Annotated in this window: 16 protein-coding genes, 2 tRNA genes and 1 pseudogene; 6 read left to right on the forward strand and 13 right to left on the reverse strand. The window is 64.7% G+C overall.

Annotation, left to right across the window (positions count from 1 at the left end):
* The first annotated feature begins 32 nt into the window (after positions 1-32).
* Positions 33-2243, forward strand: coding sequence for a hybrid sensor histidine kinase/response regulator (locus IFT58_RS07230; RefSeq protein ID WP_192094327.1), 2211 nt, complete (start codon positions 33-35; stop codon positions 2241-2243).
* Positions 2244-2352: 109 nt separating this feature from the next.
* Here IFT58_RS07230 and bfr read toward each other — a convergent pair whose 3' ends face one another.
* From bfr to IFT58_RS07245, 3 genes and pseudogenes are all read right to left on the reverse strand, one after another.
* Complete coding sequence (gene bfr / locus IFT58_RS07235) at positions 2353-2823, reverse strand: bacterioferritin (protein ID WP_192082528.1); 471 nt, start codon at positions 2821-2823, stop codon at positions 2353-2355.
* 105 nt (positions 2824-2928) lie between these two features.
* Positions 2929-3135: a (2Fe-2S)-binding protein gene (locus IFT58_RS07240; protein ID WP_188327370.1), complete on the reverse strand. Its 207-nt coding sequence runs from the start codon at positions 3133-3135 to the stop codon at positions 2929-2931.
* Positions 3136-3258: 123 nt separating this feature from the next.
* A pseudogene (locus tag IFT58_RS07245) lies at positions 3259-3872 on the reverse strand (RNA pyrophosphohydrolase).
* A gap of 119 nt (positions 3873-3991) precedes the next feature.
* Between IFT58_RS07245 and IFT58_RS07250 the strand changes: the two are divergent.
* Positions 3992-4068 (forward strand) — tRNA-Met (locus IFT58_RS07250).
* Positions 4069-4119: 51 nt separating this feature from the next.
* Positions 4120-4194, forward strand: a tRNA-Gln gene (locus IFT58_RS07255).
* Positions 4195-4448: 254 nt separating this feature from the next.
* Here IFT58_RS07255 and rpsI read toward each other — a convergent pair.
* Together rpsI and rplM are read right to left on the reverse strand one after the other, a co-directional pair.
* Positions 4449-4841 (reverse strand): 30S ribosomal protein S9, encoded by a 393-nt coding sequence (gene rpsI / locus IFT58_RS07260; RefSeq protein WP_188325253.1) that lies wholly within the window; start codon positions 4839-4841, stop codon positions 4449-4451.
* A 2-nt stretch (positions 4842-4843) separates the two neighbouring features.
* Positions 4844-5272, reverse strand: a complete 429-nt coding sequence (rplM, locus tag IFT58_RS07265) for a 50S ribosomal protein L13 (protein WP_006398837.1) — start codon at positions 5270-5272, stop codon at positions 4844-4846.
* 196 nt (positions 5273-5468) lie between these two features.
* Here rplM and coq7 point away from each other — a divergent pair, with 196 nt between their 5' ends.
* Complete coding sequence (gene coq7 / locus IFT58_RS07270) at positions 5469-6113, forward strand: 2-polyprenyl-3-methyl-6-methoxy-1,4-benzoquinone monooxygenase (RefSeq protein ID WP_192094328.1); 645 nt, start codon at positions 5469-5471, stop codon at positions 6111-6113.
* Between the two features lie 1842 nt (positions 6114-7955).
* On the opposite strand, the gene sugE is transcribed toward coq7, so the two are convergent.
* Together sugE and speD are read right to left on the reverse strand one after the other, a co-directional pair.
* Complete coding sequence (sugE, locus tag IFT58_RS07275; RefSeq protein WP_188325255.1) at positions 7956-8276, reverse strand: quaternary ammonium compound efflux SMR transporter SugE; 321 nt, start codon at positions 8274-8276, stop codon at positions 7956-7958.
* Positions 8277-8443: 167 nt separating this feature from the next.
* Entirely contained in the window at positions 8444-9238 is a 795-nt protein-coding gene (gene speD, locus IFT58_RS07280; protein ID WP_188325256.1) for an adenosylmethionine decarboxylase, read from the reverse strand.
* Between the two features lie 150 nt (positions 9239-9388).
* Between speD and crp the strand changes: the two genes are divergently transcribed.
* Positions 9389-10078, forward strand: coding sequence for a cAMP-activated global transcriptional regulator CRP (gene crp, locus IFT58_RS07285; RefSeq protein ID WP_188325257.1), 690 nt, complete (start codon positions 9389-9391; stop codon positions 10076-10078).
* Positions 10079-10321: 243 nt separating this feature from the next.
* On the forward strand, positions 10322-11083 hold the full coding sequence (locus IFT58_RS07290; RefSeq protein ID WP_192094423.1) for a sulfite exporter TauE/SafE family protein: 762 nt from the start codon (positions 10322-10324) through the stop codon (positions 11081-11083).
* Between the two features lie 905 nt (positions 11084-11988).
* On the opposite strand, the gene IFT58_RS07295 is transcribed toward IFT58_RS07290, so the two are convergent.
* The 6 genes from IFT58_RS07295 to trpE form a co-directional block, all read right to left on the reverse strand.
* Complete coding sequence (locus tag IFT58_RS07295; protein ID WP_188325258.1) at positions 11989-12705, reverse strand: haloacid dehalogenase-like hydrolase; 717 nt, start codon at positions 12703-12705, stop codon at positions 11989-11991.
* A complete protein-coding gene (gene trpC / locus IFT58_RS07300) occupies positions 12702-13496 on the reverse strand; it encodes an indole-3-glycerol phosphate synthase TrpC (RefSeq protein WP_192082530.1) in 795 nt (264 codons plus the stop codon). The genes IFT58_RS07295 and trpC overlap by 4 nt, the downstream gene beginning before the upstream one ends.
* Before the next feature lie 55 nt (positions 13497-13551).
* On the reverse strand, positions 13552-14583 hold the full coding sequence (trpD, locus tag IFT58_RS07305) for an anthranilate phosphoribosyltransferase (RefSeq protein WP_188325260.1): 1032 nt from the start codon (positions 14581-14583) through the stop codon (positions 13552-13554).
* Positions 14584-14612: 29 nt separating this feature from the next.
* On the reverse strand, positions 14613-15191 hold the full coding sequence (locus tag IFT58_RS07310; RefSeq protein WP_188325261.1) for an aminodeoxychorismate/anthranilate synthase component II: 579 nt from the start codon (positions 15189-15191) through the stop codon (positions 14613-14615).
* 3 nt (positions 15192-15194) lie between these two features.
* A complete protein-coding gene (locus IFT58_RS07315; protein WP_192082532.1) occupies positions 15195-15977 on the reverse strand; it encodes an SIMPL domain-containing protein in 783 nt (260 codons plus the stop codon).
* A gap of 69 nt (positions 15978-16046) precedes the next feature.
* The gene (trpE, locus tag IFT58_RS07320; protein WP_192094329.1) at positions 16047-17537 is read right to left on the reverse strand and encodes an anthranilate synthase component I; all 1491 of its coding nucleotides are present in this window, start codon (positions 17535-17537) and stop codon (positions 16047-16049) included.
* Between the last annotated feature and the right edge of the window lie 64 nt (positions 17538-17601).

Here is a 17601-nt window from a genome sequence, read left to right on the forward strand (position 1 = left end):
AAGGGCGGGGCACATCAAGCTGGTGGCCGGCCATGGGGGTCGCACTGGCGACCGTGGCACTGGCGATAGCGGCCGCGCTGGAGCTCGCCGGGCCGTGGCCCTGGCTGGCCGCGCTTTCCGCAGCGGCGGCGGTGGCCCTGTTCTTCCTGCATGGGCAGCGGCTCGCCGCGCGCCACGAACGCGCACGCGAACGCGACCTTCGACTGACCGATCTGCAGCAGCAGCGTGACCACCTGCAGCGGCTGCATGACCAGCAGGGACAGCTGGAACAACAACTGCTGCTGGCCAAGCAGGCTGCCGAAGCCGCCGCGTTGGCGAAGGGCGAGTTCCTTGCCACGATGAGCCATGAAATCCGCACGCCGTTGAACGGCATCATCCCGATGCTCGACCTGATCGGGCGCGGGCAGCTGGAGACCGAACAACGGCAGATGCTGGCGACGGCGGCGTTCAGTTCCCAGCAGCTGCTGCGCATCGTCGATGACATCCTGGACCACTCCCGCCTGGAGGCCAACGCGCTGGAACTGGAGGACACCACCTTCAACCTGCGTGACCTGCTCGAGGGCGTGGTGCAGCTGATGCAACGCGCTGCCGAGGCCAAAGGCCTGCGGATCGAGCTGGAGATCGACCCTTCGGTGCGTCTGTCCGTGCGCGGCGATCCGGTCCGCCTGCGGCAGGTGCTGGGCAACCTGCTGGGCAATGCCATCAAGTTCACCGCGCGCGGCAAGATAAGCGTCAAGGTGCGACGGCTGGGCGAGACCGTGCGGCGCCATGCGCTGCGCTTTGAGGTAGTGGACACCGGCATCGGTATCGCCCCGGAGCAGCAACCGCGGCTGTTCCAGTCCTTCAGCCAAGCCGATGCGTCCACCACCCGCATGTACGGTGGCACAGGGCTGGGCCTTGCAATCTGCCGACGCATCATCGAACTGATGCAAGGGACGATCGGCGTGCAATCGCAGCCCGGCCAGGGCGCCACGTTCTGGTTTGAAATACCCCTGTCAAAAGCAGCCGGCGATACGGGCAACGGGTACGGTCCGGAGCTGGGCCACCTGCTGCTGTTGAGTCAGGACCCCGCATTGCAGCAGCGCGTACACCGCGTGGGGGCGCAGCATGGATTGCAGGTGCAGACGGTCACTACCCTGGCCGAAGCGCTTGAGCCGCTGCGCGCCGCGACGCGGCCGCTGGCATGGCTGGTGGTGGATGGGCGCCTGCTGCGCAACGGCGACGCCTCCCTGCAGCGGGCCTTGGCGGAGCGCGGCGACGACGCGCCGCAGGTGCTATGGCTGCAGCTCGGCAACGCCGCATCACGCAACGGCCAGCACTGGCTGGATGAACTGGTCAGCGACAGCACCCTGCATGCCCTGTTGGTGCCGGTACGCGCCTCGGCACGGCCCGCGCCACTGCTGGGCGAGGCGTCGCTGCGCCCACTGACCAAAGCCCCGACAACGCCGCTTGGCCTGCGCCTGCTGCTGGTTGAGGACAACGGCGTCAACCTGCTGGTCGCCCAACGCGTGCTGGAGGTCCTGGGGTGCACGGTGCGCACGGCAGTGGACGGCGAGCTGGCACTGCAGGAACTGCATGCCGGCGGCGTGGACGTCGTGCTGATGGACTGCCAGATGCCGGTGTTGGACGGCTATGCGGCAACCCAACGCTGGCGGGCACACGAAGCCGCCCATCACCTGCCCCGGCTGCCCATCATCGCGATGACCGCCAATGCCATGGCCGGTGATCGAGAACGCTGCCTGCAGGCCGGCATGGATGACTACGTGTCCAAGCCCGTGGAAATGCGGCTGTTGCGCGGCATGCTGGAACGGTGGGGCCACCCGGAGACCGGTGCCGTTGCAGCAGACCCGATGGCCGATGCATTGGCCGAGACGCTGTCAGCCAGTGACGCGGACACCGCGCAGCCCGCGCTGGACCCCTCGGTACTGGATGAGCTGCATGAGGTGATTGGTGACAGCACCCAGGCGATCATCACCGCGTTCCTGGATGACACGCCAGCGCTGGTGCAGCACCTGCAGGACGCCGCCCAGGCCAGCGATACCGAGCGCCTGCGCGGACTTGCCCACAGCCTGAAGTCATCCAGCGCGAATGTCGGCGCACTGGCGTTGTCGACCGCAGCACGTCGCATTGAACTGGAAGCCCGCGCAGAGAGCCTCGAGAAGCCGACCATCGCGGCGGCGCGGGTAGTGGCCGAGTTTGCCCGGGCGCGGATCGCGCTGGCGGGTTGGCGTCCAGCGCGCTGACAGATGCCGCCGAGCGTGGCTCGGCGCTACGGCGCGCGCGGACGCATGCATCTGCTTCTGTAGCGCCGAGCCATGCTCGGCGAGCGCCCCGCGCGGCGCACCGTTTCGCTCAGTCTTCCAGCTTGCTGAGCAGGTACTTCGGCTCGCCGATGCGGGCAATCAGATCCAGCTGCGTTTCCAGCCAGTCGATGTGCTCTTCCTCGGAATCCAGGATCTTGGTGAACAGCTGGCGGCTGACATAATCGCCGACGGCATCTGCATGCGCGACGGCCTCGCGCAACACCACGACGCCCTCGCTTTCCAGCGCCAGGTCGCACTGCAGGATCTCGGTCGGGTTCTCGCCGATGCGCAGCTTGCCCAGCGCCTGGAAATTCGGCAGTCCTTCAAGGAACAGGATGCGATCGGACAGCATGTCGGCATGCTTCATCTCGTCGATCGATTCCTTGTACTCGTGCTCTGCAAGCTCCTTGATGCCCCAGTTCTTCAGCATCTTTGCATGCAGGAAGTACTGGTTGATCGCGGTCAACTCGTTGTACAGCACCTTGTTGAGGTACTGGATGACGGTGGCGTCGCCTTTCATGGGGGGTGCTCCTGCACGCTGAAAACGCAGGCACTGTAGCGGCTTTGGCGCGGCGATGAAGGAACGCGAATCGTGCTCAATCACGCACGCACGCTCAAGGCACTGTCAGGCAGCCTGCAGACCCAGTACGGGCAACGGCAGATCATGTGTGCCCATCGCCTTGGCCAGCAGGTCACCGGCCATGTCCAGGCAGGAACCGCAGGTGGCACCGCAGCCGGTGCGCATGGTCAGCTCGGCCACCGTCGTGCAGCCATCACTCGCAGCAGCGCGGATCTGGTGATCGGTTACTCCGTTGCAGATGCAGACGTACACAGTGGGCTTTGACGCTGGCAGGCCGGACTGGCCTGCCGTCATTCCACTTCAAACGCGAATGGTTGTCAATTAACTACCTGAATCATTCTCGATATGGTTCAGGCCAGAACCATCGGGCGGGGCTTACGTAGGGTCGCCTTGCACTTTTTTCGGCCAGTACCCTTCGTGGTCGCCCGCTTTCTCGGGCGATCATGCCCCGCGGCGTGGCCTGGCATCCAGGCCTCCTGCGCGCCTGTCGGCATCTGCGATACATCCGCACCGTCGACACCGCGGGCCATGGGCGCAAGATGCCGCAGCGCACGTGCATAAACGCCACGCTTGAACATCACCACGTGTTCCACCGGGTACCAGAAATCCACCCAACGCCAATTGTCGAACTCGGGGCTGTCGGTCAGATCCAGCTGTACGTGCGACTCGTCACCGGTCAGGCGCAGCAGGAACCAGACCTGCTTCTGGCCAATGCACACCTGTCGCTCATTGCGGCGGATCGCCCGCGCGGGGAGCTTGTAGCGCAACCACCCAGGCGTTGCTCCCAGCACTTCAACGTGCTCAGGCAACAAGCCCGTTTCTTCCTGCAACTCTCGATACATGGCCTCGACGGGCGTCTCATCCGTGTTCATGCCGCCCTGTGGGAACTGCCAGCCATCCCGGCGCACACGACGTGCCCAGAACACCTGACCATCCTGGCGCATCAACACGATGCCGACGTTCGGTCGATAGCCGTCCGGATCGATCACGATGCGGACTCCTAGAAATCTACTGACAGGGACTATCCCATGCCGCCTGTCGGCCCACAAGCGGAACACAAAAGTATTGACATGCTTCGTACACATGCCCAGAATACGCGGCTCACCAAGGCTATGTAGCTCAGCCGGTTAGAGCACAGCACTCATAATGCTGGGGTCGGTGGTTCGAGTCCACCCATAGCCACCATGTCGGAGTTGGTTTTCGACCTGGAAAGTGAGAGAATTGATTTACCTATTTTGCCCCGTCGCCAAGCGGTAAGGCACCTGACTCTGACTCAGGCATTCGGTGGTTCGAATCCATCCGGGGCAGCCAAATACTAAAAAAGGCCTGATCGTTGATCAGGCCTTTTTTAGTATTTGGGCGCGTATTCCACCTTATCCCCGCGCCGTTGGCGCGCCTCCTTGAACAACAAGGGGGCTCTACTCCATCGGGGATGATGCAGGCGGGTAGATAAGGTCCTGATCGACGATGTGACCGTTCTTTAAAACAACAAAAACCCGGCCGAAGCCGGGTTTTTGTTTTCCTCCCAGCAGAGCCCCGAAGGGCCCCACGCCAGGCGCGGTGGATCAGCGCTTGGAGAACTGGGTGGCGCGACGTGCCTTGTGCAGACCGACCTTCTTACGCTCGACTTCACGGGCGTCACGGGTGATGAAGCCCGCCTTGCGCAGTTCGGACTTCAAGGTTTCGTCATACTCGACCAGCGCGCGGGCGATGCCCAGGCGGATCGCACCGGCCTGACCGGTGGTGCCGCCGCCAGCGGCGGTGACCAGGATGTCGAAGCTTTCGGTGTTCTTGGTCAGCTCGAGCGGCTGGCGCACGATCATGCGCGCGGTCTCACGACCAAAGAACTCGTCCAGCGGACGGCCGTTGACGGTGATCTTGCCCGAACCCTTACGCAGGAACACGCGGGCGGTGGAGGACTTGCGGCGGCCAGTGCCGTAGTTTTGAGTGATAGCCATGATTAGATATCCAGAACCTGCGGCTGCTGTGCGGCGTGCGGATGCTCAGTGCCTGCATAGACCTTGAGCTTGCGGTACATCTGGCGACCCAGCGGACCCTTCGGCAGCATGCCCTTCACGGCGGTCTCGATCACGCGCTCCGGGTGGCGCTCAAGCGCCTGAGCCAGGGATTCGGTCTTCAGGTTGCCGATGTAACCGGTGAAACGGTGATACATCTTGTCCTGCAGCTTCTTGCCGGTGACGACAATCTTTTCTGCATTGATGACGACCAGGTAGTCGCCGGTATCAACGTGCGGGGTGTAGACCGGCTTGTGCTTGCCACGCAGACGGCGGGCCAGCTCGGTGCAGAGACGGCCCAGGGTCTTGCCCTCGGCGTCAACGAGGTACCAGTCGCGCTGGACGGTCTCGTTCTTAGCGGTGAAAGTGCTCATGAAGAACTCTATGTAGGTCGTCGGGCTCATTGCGGCCAGGAGGGCCGGAACTCTGCCACGCGTTGTGAAGGTGAAACGCAAGGGCGGGATTTTATCCACCTTTTGCCTGCGGTGCAAGTTGCCCTGCTCAGCAAGACTTGGCAGCAGCGGCCCTGGCGGCGAGAATCGGAGGCACCCCGACGTCATTGGCCCCACCATGAGCGCGCTTCGCCAGACCACCCCGCTGGACCACCTGCTGACCGAGGCGCAGCGCGCACTGGACACCGTGTTCGGCAATCCGCCGGCCCTGCGCCCCTACCCTGCCGCCGAGGCTGACGAGCCGGGCATGGACCGCAGCGAGCGACGCCACGCGGCCGGCCTGATGCGCATCAACCACGTAGGCGAGGTTTGCGCGCAAGGCTTGTACTTCGGCCAGGCCGCGGTAGCCCACGACCCCGCCACCCGTGCCCACCTGCTGGAGGCCGCGCAGGAGGAAACCGATCACCTCGCTTGGTGCGCCATTCGACTGGGCGAACTGGACAGCCGCCCCAGCCTGTTCAATCCCGTCTGGTATGCCGGCAGCTACGTGATCGGCACATTGGCGGGACTGCGCGGCGACGGTTGGAACCTGGGGTTCGTCGTAGAGACCGAGCGCCAGGTGGAAGCGCATCTGGACGAGCACCTGACCACCCTGCCCGCAGGTGATCTGCGCAGCCGGGAAGTGATCAAGGTGATGAAGGAAGACGAGGCACGGCATGCCGAGCACGCCGAACAGGCCGGCGCACGCCGCCTGCCCTTCCCGATCCCCGGGGCAATGGCGCTCGCGTCGAAGATCATGAAGACGATCGCCTACCGCCTTTGATGGGCTGGTGGTGGGGCTGGGTGGCTCGCGGCTTGCGGTAGAGCCGACTTCAGTCGACTGCTTCCGCTTGCGGCTTGCGGTAGAGCCGACTTTAGTCGGCTGCTTCCTTCCGCAACGCCAGCCGACTGAAGTCGGCTCTACCCTCAACGGGTAGATCGCGTGGCGCGTCCGGCATTCCACCGAGCACGGCTCGGCGCTACAGAATCCGTGCGGTGACGGCAGATGGCGGCTCGCGGGCGGTGGCTCGCGGTTTGCGGTTTGCGGTTTGCGGCTCGCGGCTTGCGGCTTGCGGCTTGCGGCTTGCGGTAAAGCCGACTTCAGTCGGCTGCTTCGTTCCGCAACGCCAGCCGACTGAAGTCGGCTCTACCCTCACCGGGGAGATCGCGTGGCGCGTCCGGCATTCCACCGAGCACGGCTCGGCGCTACAGAATCCGTGCGGTGACGGCAGATGGCGGCTCGCGGGCGGTGGCTCGCGGCTCGCGGCTCGCGGCTCGCGGCTCGCGGCTTGCGGCTCGCGGCTCGCGGCTTGCGGCTCGCGGTAGAGCCGACTTCAGTCGGCTGCTTCCTTCCGCAACGCAAGCCGACTGAAGTCGGCTCTACCCTCACCGCGTAGATCGCGTGGCGCGTCCGGCATTCCGCCGAGCACGGCTCGGCGCTACAGAATCCGTGCGGTGATGGCGGATGGCGGCTCGCGGGCGGTGGCTTGCGGCTCGCGGCTCGCGGCTCGCGGTAGAGCCGACTTCAGTCGGCTGCTTCCTTCCGCAACGACAGCCGACTGAAGTCGGCTCTACCCTCACCGCGTAGATCGCGTGGCGCGTCCGGCATTCCGCCGAGCACGGCTCGGCGCTACAGAATCCGTGCGGTGATGGCGGATGGCGGCTCGCGGGCGGTGGCTTGCGGCTCGCGGCTCGCGGCTCGCGGTAGAGCCGACTTCAGTCGGCTGCTTCCTTCCGCAACGACAGCCGACTGAAGTCGGCTCTACCCTCACCGCGTAGATCGCGTGGCGCGTCCGGCATTCCGCCGAGCACGGCTCGGCGCTACAGAATCCGTGCGGTGATGGCGGATGGCGGCTCGCGGGCGGTGGCTTGCGGCTCGCGGCTCGCGGCTCGCGGTAGAGCCGACTTCAGTCGGCTGCTTCCTTCCGCAACGACAGCCGACTGAAGTCGGCTCTACCCTCACCGCGTAGATCGCGTGGCGCGTCCGGCATTCCGCCGAGCACGGCTCGGCGCTACAGAATCCGTGCGGTGATGGCGGATGGCGGCTCGCGGGCGGTGGCTTGCGGCTCGCGGCTCGCGGCTCGCGGTAGAGCCGACTTCAGTCGGCTGCTTCCTTCCGCAACGACAGCCGACTGAAGTCGGCTCTACCCTCACCGGCCACATCGCGTGGCGCGTCCGGCATTCCACCGAGCACGGCTCGGCGCTACAGAATCCGTGCGGTGACGGCAGATGGCGGCTCTCGGGTGGTGGCTCGCGGCTCGCGGCTCGCGGTAGAGCCGACTTCAGTCGGCTGCTTCCTTCCGCACCGCAAGCCGACTGAAGTCGGCTCTACCCTCACCGCGTAGATCGCGTGGCGCGTCCGGCATTCCGCCGAGCACGGCTCGGCGCTACAGAATCCGTGCGGTGATGGCGGATGGCGGCTCGCGGGCGGTGGCTTGCGGCTCGCGGCTCGCGGCTCGCGGTAGAGCCGACTTCAGTCGGCTGCTTCCTTCCGCAACGACAGCCGACTGAAGTCGGCTCTACCCTCACCGGCCACATCGCGTGGCGCGTCCGGCATTCCGCCGAGCACGGCTCGGCGCTACAGAATCCGTGCGGTGATGGCGGACCGCGGACAGATCGCGTTGCGTTACGGGGTCGAAACCAGCTTCAGGCCGATCACGCCGGCCACGATCAGTGCCACGCAACCCAGCCGGGCCGGCGACGCGCTGTCGTTGAACAGGAAAATACCCAACACGGCCACGCCCAGCGCGCCGATACCGGTCCAGATGGCGTAGGCAGTGCCGACCGGAATGGTTTTCATGGCCTGACTCATCAGATACAGGCTGATCAACGCAGCCACCACCGTCGCGACGGTCGGCAACGGTTTGGTGAAACCATTGGAGTACTTCATTCCGATGGCGAAGCCGATTTCAAAGATGCCGGCCAACAAGAGATAGATCCAGGGCATGGGGATGCTCCTCAACTTTTATAACGGAAACAAAACGGCCCAGTGCTTTCACACCGGGCCGTGGGTCGGTCTTCTGCCGTGGAACACCAATCTGCGCAGATCGCTGTTTCACGGGACGGGGCGTCCCGCCTGCATAACGTTCCGGCGCAGTGCGCCAGACCGGCTTCTTACTCGGCCAGGTTGCGGCCGTGGAACAGCTCTTCGATCTCGCGACGCAACAGCGCCTCGATCTTCATGCGTTCCTTGAAGGAAAGGTTCTTCGCCTTCTCTTCAAACAGGTACTGATCCAGGTCGAAGTCCTTCAGGTGCATCTTCGTGTGGAAGATATTTTCCTGATAGACGTTGACGTCGAACATCTCATAGCGCGACTTGATGTTCTTCGCCAGGAAGTTCTGGATGGAGTTGATCTTGTGATCGATGTAGTGCTTCTTGCCCTTTACGTCACGGGTGAAGCCACGCACGCGGTAATCCATGATCACGATGTCCGATTCCAGACTCTCGATCAGGTAGTTCAGCGCTTTCAGCGGCGAAATGACGCCGCAGGTTGCCACGTCGATATCGGCGCGGAAGGTCGCAATACCTTCCTGCGGGTGCGTTTCCGGATAGGTGTGCACCGTGATGTGCGACTTGTCCATGTGCGCAACCACGGCATCGGAGATCAACTCCTTGCCGGCAAGCTTCTTGTCGATCACCGGTTCTTCGGAGATCAGGATCGTCACCGAAGCACCCTGCGGATCGTAATCCTGGCGCGCAATGTTGAGGATGTTCGCGCCGATGATCTCGGCAACGTCCGTGAGAATCTGAGTCAGCCTGTCGGCGTTGTACTCTTCATCGATGTAATCAATGTAGCGCTGACGCTCCTCTTCGGTGCGGGCGTAACAGACGTCATAGATGTTGAAGCTCAGCGCCTTGGTGAGGTTGTTGAAACCTTGCAACCTCAGGCGAGGCAACGGCTTGACCACGGCGGTCGATCCTGTAAGAGCGGGGAAAGGAACAATTATGAGGCAATTGTGCCGCCGGGGGGAGCCTGAACGAACGAACGGTTCCTGCAATCTGTTTGCTCTTAACATTTCCGCTCCGCTAAGCTGCTCCCACACCCCGTGAATCCGTTCATGCGCAGAGGGAGCGCCACCATCGTGTCAACCGTGCGCCTTGCTACCAGTCCGTTGGCTTTGGACATTGCTACCATCGACCGCTTCCTGGCTCACAGCCATCGGCGCCGTTACCCTGCCCGCACTGACGTGTTCCGCCCCGGAGACCCGGCTGGCACGCTGTACTACGTAATCAGTGGATCCGTTTCAATAATTGCTGAAGAGGATGAAGAGCGTGAATTGGTGCTCGGCTACTTCGGCACCGGTGAGTTCGTCGGCGAAATGGGCCTGTTCGTGGAGTCGGACCGCCGTGAGGTGATCCTGCGGACGCGGACCGCCTGTGAGCTGGCCGAAATCAGCTACGAGCGCCTGCACCAGCTGTTCCTGGGCCCGCTGTCCACTGATGCCCCGCGCCTGCTGTATGCCTTGGGCCAGCAGATATCCAAGCGCCTGCTGGATACCAGCCGCAAGGCCAGTCGCCTGGCTTTCCTGGACGTGACGGACCGCATCGTGCGCACCCTGCACGACCTGGCCGAGGAGCCGGAGGCCATGACCCACCCGCAGGGCAGTCAACTGCGCGTGTCCCGGCAGGAGCTGGCCCGTCTGGTCGGCTGCTCCCGCGAAATGGCCGGACGCGTGCTGAAGAAGCTGCAGGTCGACGGCCTGCTGCATGCCCGCGGCAAGACCGTGGTGCTGTACGGGACGCGCTGACGCGTCCACGTACAGCGGGCCGCGCGGTTGCCCCAACTTCGGTCGGCCGCCTTCCGCAACGCTTGGTAGAGCCGACTTCAGTCGGCTGCCTCCCACAACGCCTGGTAGAGCCGACTTCAGTCGGCTGCCTTCCACGCAGGGCAGCCGACTGAAGTCGGCTCTACCGCGCCCATGCCTACCCTCACCGCGTGCAGTGGCGGGCAGTGGCTTGACCGATATTCCTCCACACCGCAGGCTGCGCGCATGGAGCTGAGCAGCGAATTCTGGTGGTTCATCCTTATCGGCCTGGGCGCACAGCTGGTCGACGGCGCATTGGGCATGGCCTTCGGTCTGGTGTCGTCTTCGGTGATGTTGAGCATGGGCCTGCCACCGGCGCAGGTCAGCGCCAGCGTGCATACGGCGGAGGTATTCACTACCGGCGCGTCCGGCGTTTCGCACCTGGTGGCCGGCAACGTGGACCGGAAAATGTTCGTGCGCCTGGCCATCCCTGGCGCAATCGGCGGAGCCGTCGGCGCATATGGCCTCACCCAGCTGCCCGGAGACGTCATCCGGCCATTGATTTATCTGTATTTGCTGGTGCTTGCGATCGTCATTCTGCTGCGCGCGGCAGGCCGGTTGATGCCCAAGGGCGACATCAAGCGCGTCCCTCTGTTGGGTGCGGTCGCCGGCTTCCTCGACGCTACCGGCGGTGGCGGATGGGGTCCGGTTGCCACCTCTACCCTGCTGGCACGCGGCGGCCAAGCCCGTACGACCATTGGCACCGTCAATGCAGCAGAGTTCGTGGTGACGCTGACGGTGTCTGCAACCTTCCTGCTGACGATGGGCCTGCATCACCTACAGATCGTGGCGGGACTATTGATAGGCGGGATGATGGCCGCGCCGTTGGCCGCCGTGTTGGTGAAACGGGTCAAGGAGCGCTGGGTACTTGTCGCCGTTGGCGTACTGGTCCTGGCGATCAGTCTGTACCAGATCGGCCACACAGCCATCGGCCTGCTGGGCCGGTAACGCCGCGCATGCCTGTCGGTAGAGCCGGCTTCAGCCGGCTGGCTCCCTGCGCAGGGCCGAGGGTAGAGCCGGCTTCAGCCGGCTGTTTTCGCGTGCAGGGCAGCCGACTGAAGTCGGCTCTACCCCCACGTCCGGCAGACTGGGTCGGCCGTCGGCATGCCGCCGAGCACGGCTCGGCGCTACAGGTGTGAGGCGATGCCGCGCTGTCGGTAGAGCCGGCTTCAGCCGGCTGCTTTCGCGTGCGGGGCAGCCGACTGAAGTCGGCTCTACCCCCTCGGCGGGCAGGTCGGTCGGCCGTTCGGCATGCCGCCGAGCACGGCTCGGCGCTACGGGTGTGAGGCGATGCCGCGCTGTCGGTAGAGCCGGCTTCAGCCGGCTGCTTTCGCGTGCAGGGCAGCCGACTGAAGTCGGCTCTACCCCCTCGGCGGGCCGGTCGGTCGGCCGTTCGGCATGCCGCCGAGCACGGCTCGGCGCTACAGGTGTGACGCGATGCCGCGCTGTCGGTAGAGCCGGCTTCAGCCGGCTGCTTTCGCGTGCAGGGCCAGCCGACTGAAGTCGGCTCTACCCCCTCGGCGGGCAGGTGGGTCGGCGCAACCGGCATGCCGCCGAGCACGGCTCGGCGCTACGGGTGTGATGCGATGCCGCGCTGTCGGTAGAGCCGGCTTCAGCCGGCTGTTTTCCCGCACAGGGCAGCCGACTGAAGTCGGCTCTACCCCCTCGGCGGGCAGGTGGGTGGGCGCATCCGGCATGCCGCCGAGCACGGCTCGGCGCTACAGGTGTGAGGCAATGCGGCGCTGGCGGTAGAGCCGGCTTCAGCCGGCTGTTTACACGCGCAGGGCAGCCGACTGAAGTCGGCTCTACCCTCGTCTGGGCGCATTCGGCAGGCCGGCTACGACCGCCGTCGATCAGACCTTTTCACCACCGCGGTCCGCGCAGCCCCAGTTGAGGATGCGGGTGCCTTCCGGCAGCACGCGACGGAAGAAGTCCACGCTGCCATGCTTCGGATTGACCACCACTGGCGCTTTCGCCGCAACCAGCAGGGGAAGATCCGCCGTACTGTCGGAGTAGGCCACGTCGATGTTGCCGTAGCCGCGTTCGCGCAGCATCCGCATCTTTTCTTCGTTGTGGCAGTGACGGGTGGCGCCAACGGCACCGAAACGCGGCCCGACTTCACTGCCGATCACCGGCACATCCACATGGGCGACGAAGCCCAGGATGGCCTTGGCCAGCTCAGGCGGCGCACCTGTCGCCACGACCACCCGGTCGCCTTTAGCCCGGTGCGCAGCGAAGACTTCCAGCGCCTGCGGCAACAGTTTGGCCCGCAGGCTGGGCTCGTTCTTCAGCACATACGCGTCGATCACCTGGTTGAACTCGCGCGCCCGATGCATGCCGAAGGTCGCGATCCACACGTAGATCGAGATGCCGGCACGGCGCGTGGGCAGCATCGCCACCAAGGGGCCGGCCACCGGCGTGACCAGCAGCGCAGCAAGCAACCGCAGCGGGTTGCGCTTGATCAGCGTCGCGAACAGATGGCTGCCGGAATCACCGTCGTACAGGGTGTGGTCGAAATCGAACACCACCAGCGGCGCACTGTCCTGCGGAGTTGGATAGATCGTGCTCATGCAGCGAAGAATAGCTGACGCAGGCCCTCACCGGGCTCCTCCACGCGCATGAAGGCCTCACCGACCAGGAACGCGTTGACCCCGGCATTGCGCATCAGGGCCACGTCCTGCGGTGCCAGGATGCCACTCTCGGTCACCAACAGACGGTCCTTCGGCACGGCGGTGCGCATGTCCAGCGTGGCCTGCAGCGAAACCTCGAACGTGCGCAGGTTGCGGTTGTTGATGCCGATCATCTGCACCGGCACCTGCAGGGCGCGCTCCAGTTCATCGATATCGTGGACTTCCACCAGCACATCCATGCCCAGCTCCATCGCCAGGCTGGACAGCTCCGCCAGCTGGCGGTCGTCCAAGGCCGCAACGATCAGCAGGATGCAGTCAGCCCCGAGCACGCGTGCTTCGACCACCTGGTAGGCGTCGATCACGAAGTCCTTGCGCAGCACCGGCAGCGTGCAGGCCTCGCGAGCCTCCTGCAGATACGCATCGCTGCCCTGGAAGAAATCCACGTCGGTGAGCACGGAAAGGCAGCTTGCACCGCCGAATTCATAACTCACCGCGATGTCAGCCGGATGGAAATCGGGCCGTATCACGCCCTTGGACGGGCTGGCCTTCTTGACCTCGGCGATCACCGCCGGGTCACCGTTGGCGATCGCCGCCTGCAGCGCGCGCACGAAACCACGCACCGGCGGAGCTGCCGCCACGCGCGCCTGCAGCTGTTCCAGCGGCACGGCAGCGCGGCGCTGGGCCACTTCTTCGGCCTTGCGGGCCAGGATCGTCTGCAGGATGTCGCTCATGATGCTCACAGAAAAAAGGGGACGGAGGGGATTAAGTCGTTTCCGGCTTTTCAGCCTAGCCTGCCAGTACGCGGGTGATGTCGACGTACTGTTGCAGACGGTCGCGGGCGCTGCCATCGGCAATCACCGCGCGTGCCCGCGCCAGGCCATCGCCGATGTCGTCAGCAACGCCGGCCACATACAAGGCTGCGCCTGCATTCAACGCCACGATGTCCAGTGCCGGGCCCGCTTCGTTGTCCAGCACGGCCCGCAACATGGCGATGGACTGCTCGGGTCCATCTACGCGCAGATTGCGGCTGGCCGACATCGCGATGCCGAAATCTTCCGGATGGATCTCGTACTCGCGCACCTTTCCATCCCGCAACTCGCCGACCAACGTGCCGGCGCCGAGCGAGATCTCATCCATGTTGTCGCGACCCCAGACCACCATCGCCCGCTCGGTACCCAGCTCACGCAGCACGCGCGCCTGGATGCCCACCAGGTCCGAATGGAAAACGCCCATCAATACCGATGGCGCACTGGCCGGATTGGTCAGCGGCCCGAGGATGTTGAAGATCGTCCGCACCCCCATTTCGCGCCGCACCGGTGCGACCACCTTCATCGATGGGTGATGGATCGGCGCGAACATGAAGCCGATGCCGGTCTGCTCGATCGCGCGCGCTACCTGCTCCGGCCGCAACTCGATCACCGCGCCGAGCGCCTCCACGGCATCGGCACTGCCGGACTTCGACGAGACACTGCGATTGCCATGCTTGGCCACGCGTGCGCCTGCGGCGGCAGCGACGAACATCGAGCAGGTCGAGATATTGAAGGTATGCGAGCCATCGCCGCCGGTGCCGACGATGTCGACCAGGTGGCGCGTGTCGGCGACGTGCACCGGGAGCGCGAATTCGCGCATCACCGTAGCGGCCGCCGCGATCTCGTCGACGGTTTCCTTCTTGACGCGCAGGCCGGTCAGGATCGCTGCGGTCATCATGGGCGATACCTCATCGCGCATGATCTGCCGCATCAGATCGACCATCTCGTCGAAGAAGATCTCGCGATGCTCGATCGTGCGCTGCAGGGCTTCCTGGGGGGAGAAGTGCATCAGTGGATTCCTTGGAGTCAGCCTGCAGATCAACGCTGCAGGAAGTTGCGCAGCAGCGCGTGACCGTGTTCGGTCAGGATGGATTCGGGATGGAACTGCACGCCTTCCACCGGGTGTTCGCGGTGGCGAAGCCCCATGATTTCTTCGACCGACCCGTCGTCGTTCTCGGTCCAGGCCGTGACTTCCAGGCATGCAGGCAGCCGCGTCTTGTCCACCACCAGTGAGTGGTAGCGCGTGGCCTGGTAGCGATCGGGCAGCCCAGCGAACACGCCCTTGCCTTCGTGTCGGATGGCCGACGTCTTTCCGTGCATGATGTTGCCTGCACGGATCACCGTGCCACCGTACACCTGGCCGATACCCTGGTGGCCCAGGCAGACGCCGAGGATCGGCGTGGTCGGGCCCAGCCGCTGGATCAGTTCCAGCGACACACCCGCTTCGTTGGGTGTACACGGCCCGGGCGAAATCACGATGCGCTCCGGTCTCTGCGCGGCTATCTCATCGACCGTCATGGCATCGTTGCGCACCACCTTGACCTCGGCACCCAGCGTCTGCAGGTACTGCACGAGGTTGTAGGTGAAGCTGTCGTAGTTGTCGATCATCCACAACATGGATCAGGTTCCGTCGCTTATCAGAAAAATGGCGTACACATTCTCGGTGTACGTGATGGGTCCGGCTTCAATTGATTCGCGCGTGTAGGGCGCTTGCGGAGATGGCGGCGCGGGCGGAGTGACCAGATCCGTCGGTCGCGTCTCGGCGATAACGGACTCGCCTTCGGTGGGCCACCGCCCGGCCTGCACGCCGTAGGCGAAGCTGGGTGCCACGTCGGAGATGCTGTACAGGCCGCGGATGCGTGCACCATAGGCGGTTGCCAAGGCCTTGGCCGAGTCCCGGGTCTGTGCAGCGGCCTCACTTTTCAGTTCACGGCGCAGCGCGACAACATCGGAGTAGCCCGGCGCCAGGCTGCTGACCTGCAGCGTGTCACTGGCATTAAGTGCACCAAGGAATCCCTGCATCGCCTGCGGGCTGGCAAAGCTGCCCTTCAAGCGGCGACTGACGCGGGTACCAATGAACACCTGGCGGGCCTGCTCGTAACGGTGTGCCGGCCCGATCTCGAGGTTGTCCGCGCGCACGCTGCCGGCCACTGCGCCGTGTTTTTTGAACAGCGCCAGCACGCGCGCGGCATCCTCCTGCACCTTGGCCCGCGCCGTGTCGGCATCCATGTCGACCTGGGCGAGCGTCAACTGCAGGGTGAAGCGGTCGGGCATCACCTCACGGCGCGCTTCGCCCTTCACCAGCAGGTGCGGCTGGTCCGGGATCGTGTTGGCCTGCGCCAACGCCTCAGGTGCCAGCGTAGCCAGCAGCGACGACCACAGCAGAACGCTCGACAGCTTCATGCGGTATTCCTTGTCATGGAGGGAAAAAGCACAAACGCGCCCGGCGCAGTCACCCGGCGCATGCAAGGATTACAGGCCCTTCGCCGCCTGGGCGACCGCACGGAACAACGCGCGGCCTTTGTTCATCGTTTCGTCCCACTCTTTCTGCGGGTCGGAGTCGTAGACGATGCCAGCGCCAGCCTGCACGTGCAGGCGTCCGTCCTTGATCACCGCGGTGCGGATCGCAATGGCCGTGTCTGCATCACCGTGCCAGCCGATGTAGCCGATGCTGCCGGCGTACACGTTGCGTTTGATCGGTTCCAGTTCGCGGATCACTTCCAGCGCGCGGATCTTCGGCGCGCCACTGACCGTCCCGGCCGGGAAGGTCGCGCGCAGCACATCGGCATAACTCAGACCCGGCTGCAGCGTGCCGGTCACTTCGCTGACGATGTGCATCACATGGCTGTAGCGTTCAATCACGAACTGCTCGCCGACCTCCACCGTACCGGCCGTGGATACCCGGCCGGCGTCGTTGCGGCCCAGGTCGATCAGCATCAGGTGCTCGGCACGCTCCTTCGGATCGGCCAGCAGCTCCACTTCCAGCGCATTGTCTTCTTCCACGGTGGCGCCACGCGGACGCGTGCCGGCGATGGGGCGCACGGTCACTTCGCCGACACCATTGGCGTCGTGCTGCAGGCGGACCAGGATCTCCGGCGATGAGCCCACGACCTGCATGTCACCGACATCCAGGAAGTACATGTAGGGCGATGGATTGAGCGCACGCAGCGCACGGTAGACATCCACCGGTCGCGCCTTGAACGGCACGCTCAGGCGCTGGCTCAGCACCACCTGGAAAATGTCGCCGGAGCGGATGTAATCCTTGCTGCGCTCCACCGCGTCGATGAACCCGTCGCGGGTGAAGCCTGAAATGAAGTCACTTTCGTCCAGCACGTCGCTGTGCAACGGTGCCGGATAGCCCGCACCCGGTGCGCGCAGTTTGGCCACCAGATCGTCCAGTCGCGTCTGTGCCTCGTCCCACGCACCCGGTTGGCGCGGATCGGCGTGCACGATCAGGTACAGCCGTCCCTTGAGGTTGTCGAACACCGCCAGCTCTTCGGAGTGCATGAGCAGGATGTCCGGCGTGCCCAGCTCATCGCGGCCCGCAGGCGGTGCCAGGCGCGGCTCGATGTAGCCGATGCACTCGAAGCCGAACCAGCCCACCAGCCCGCCGGTGAAGCCCGGCAGACCGTCCAGCTTGGGCACCGAATGCGCGCTGCGCAGCGCCTCTACTTCGGCGAACGGATCGGCGACCTCGCGGCGTTCGACCTCCACGCCGTTCTCGGCGATGGACAACGTATGCCCACGGAAGGTGTACACGCGGCGCGCCGGCAGACCGATGATGGAATAGCGACCGAAGCGCTCACCGCCCTCGACCGATTCAAACAGATAGGTGTGCGGGCCGTCGGCGAGCTTCAGATAGACCGAAAGCGGCGTGTCCAGGTCGGACAGCACTTCACGGACGACGGGGATGCGGGTGTGGCCTTCAGCGGCCTGCTGCTGGAACTGAGCGGGGGTATTCAACACGACTTTCCTTCCGGGATGCGGCGGTGGCGGGACGGACGACGGCTACAGGCCACCATCGCCA

Origin of the sequence: Stenotrophomonas sp. CFBP 13718, assembly GCF_014842145.1 — a bacterium.
Taxonomy (GTDB): Bacteria; Pseudomonadota; Gammaproteobacteria; order Xanthomonadales; family Xanthomonadaceae; genus Stenotrophomonas.

Excerpts from the sequence above, each read along its gene's own strand:
- IFT58_RS07230 (WP_192094327.1), top strand. The coding sequence starts at position 33 with ATGGGGGTCGCACTGGCGACCGTGGCACTGGCGATAGCGGCCGCGCTG.
- bfr (WP_192082528.1), bottom strand. The coding sequence starts at position 2,823 with ATGAAAGGCGACGCCACCGTCATCCAGTACCTCAACAAGGTGCTGTAC.
- rpsI (WP_188325253.1), bottom strand. The coding sequence starts at position 4,841 with ATGGCTATCACTCAAAACTACGGCACTGGCCGCCGCAAGTCCTCCACC.
- rplM (WP_006398837.1), bottom strand. The coding sequence starts at position 5,272 with ATGAGCACTTTCACCGCTAAGAACGAGACCGTCCAGCGCGACTGGTAC.
- coq7 (WP_192094328.1), top strand. The coding sequence starts at position 5,469 with ATGAGCGCGCTTCGCCAGACCACCCCGCTGGACCACCTGCTGACCGAG.
- sugE (WP_188325255.1), bottom strand. The coding sequence starts at position 8,276 with ATGCCCTGGATCTATCTCTTGTTGGCCGGCATCTTTGAAATCGGCTTC.
- crp (WP_188325257.1), top strand. The coding sequence starts at position 9,389 with ATGCGCAGAGGGAGCGCCACCATCGTGTCAACCGTGCGCCTTGCTACC.
- IFT58_RS07290 (WP_192094423.1), top strand. The coding sequence starts at position 10,322 with ATGGAGCTGAGCAGCGAATTCTGGTGGTTCATCCTTATCGGCCTGGGC.
- IFT58_RS07295 (WP_188325258.1), bottom strand. The coding sequence starts at position 12,705 with ATGAGCACGATCTATCCAACTCCGCAGGACAGTGCGCCGCTGGTGGTG.
- trpC (WP_192082530.1), bottom strand. The coding sequence starts at position 13,496 with ATGAGCGACATCCTGCAGACGATCCTGGCCCGCAAGGCCGAAGAAGTG.
- trpD (WP_188325260.1), bottom strand. The coding sequence starts at position 14,583 with ATGCACTTCTCCCCCCAGGAAGCCCTGCAGCGCACGATCGAGCATCGC.
- IFT58_RS07310 (WP_188325261.1), bottom strand. The coding sequence starts at position 15,191 with ATGTTGTGGATGATCGACAACTACGACAGCTTCACCTACAACCTCGTG.
- IFT58_RS07315 (WP_192082532.1), bottom strand. The coding sequence starts at position 15,977 with ATGAAGCTGTCGAGCGTTCTGCTGTGGTCGTCGCTGCTGGCTACGCTG.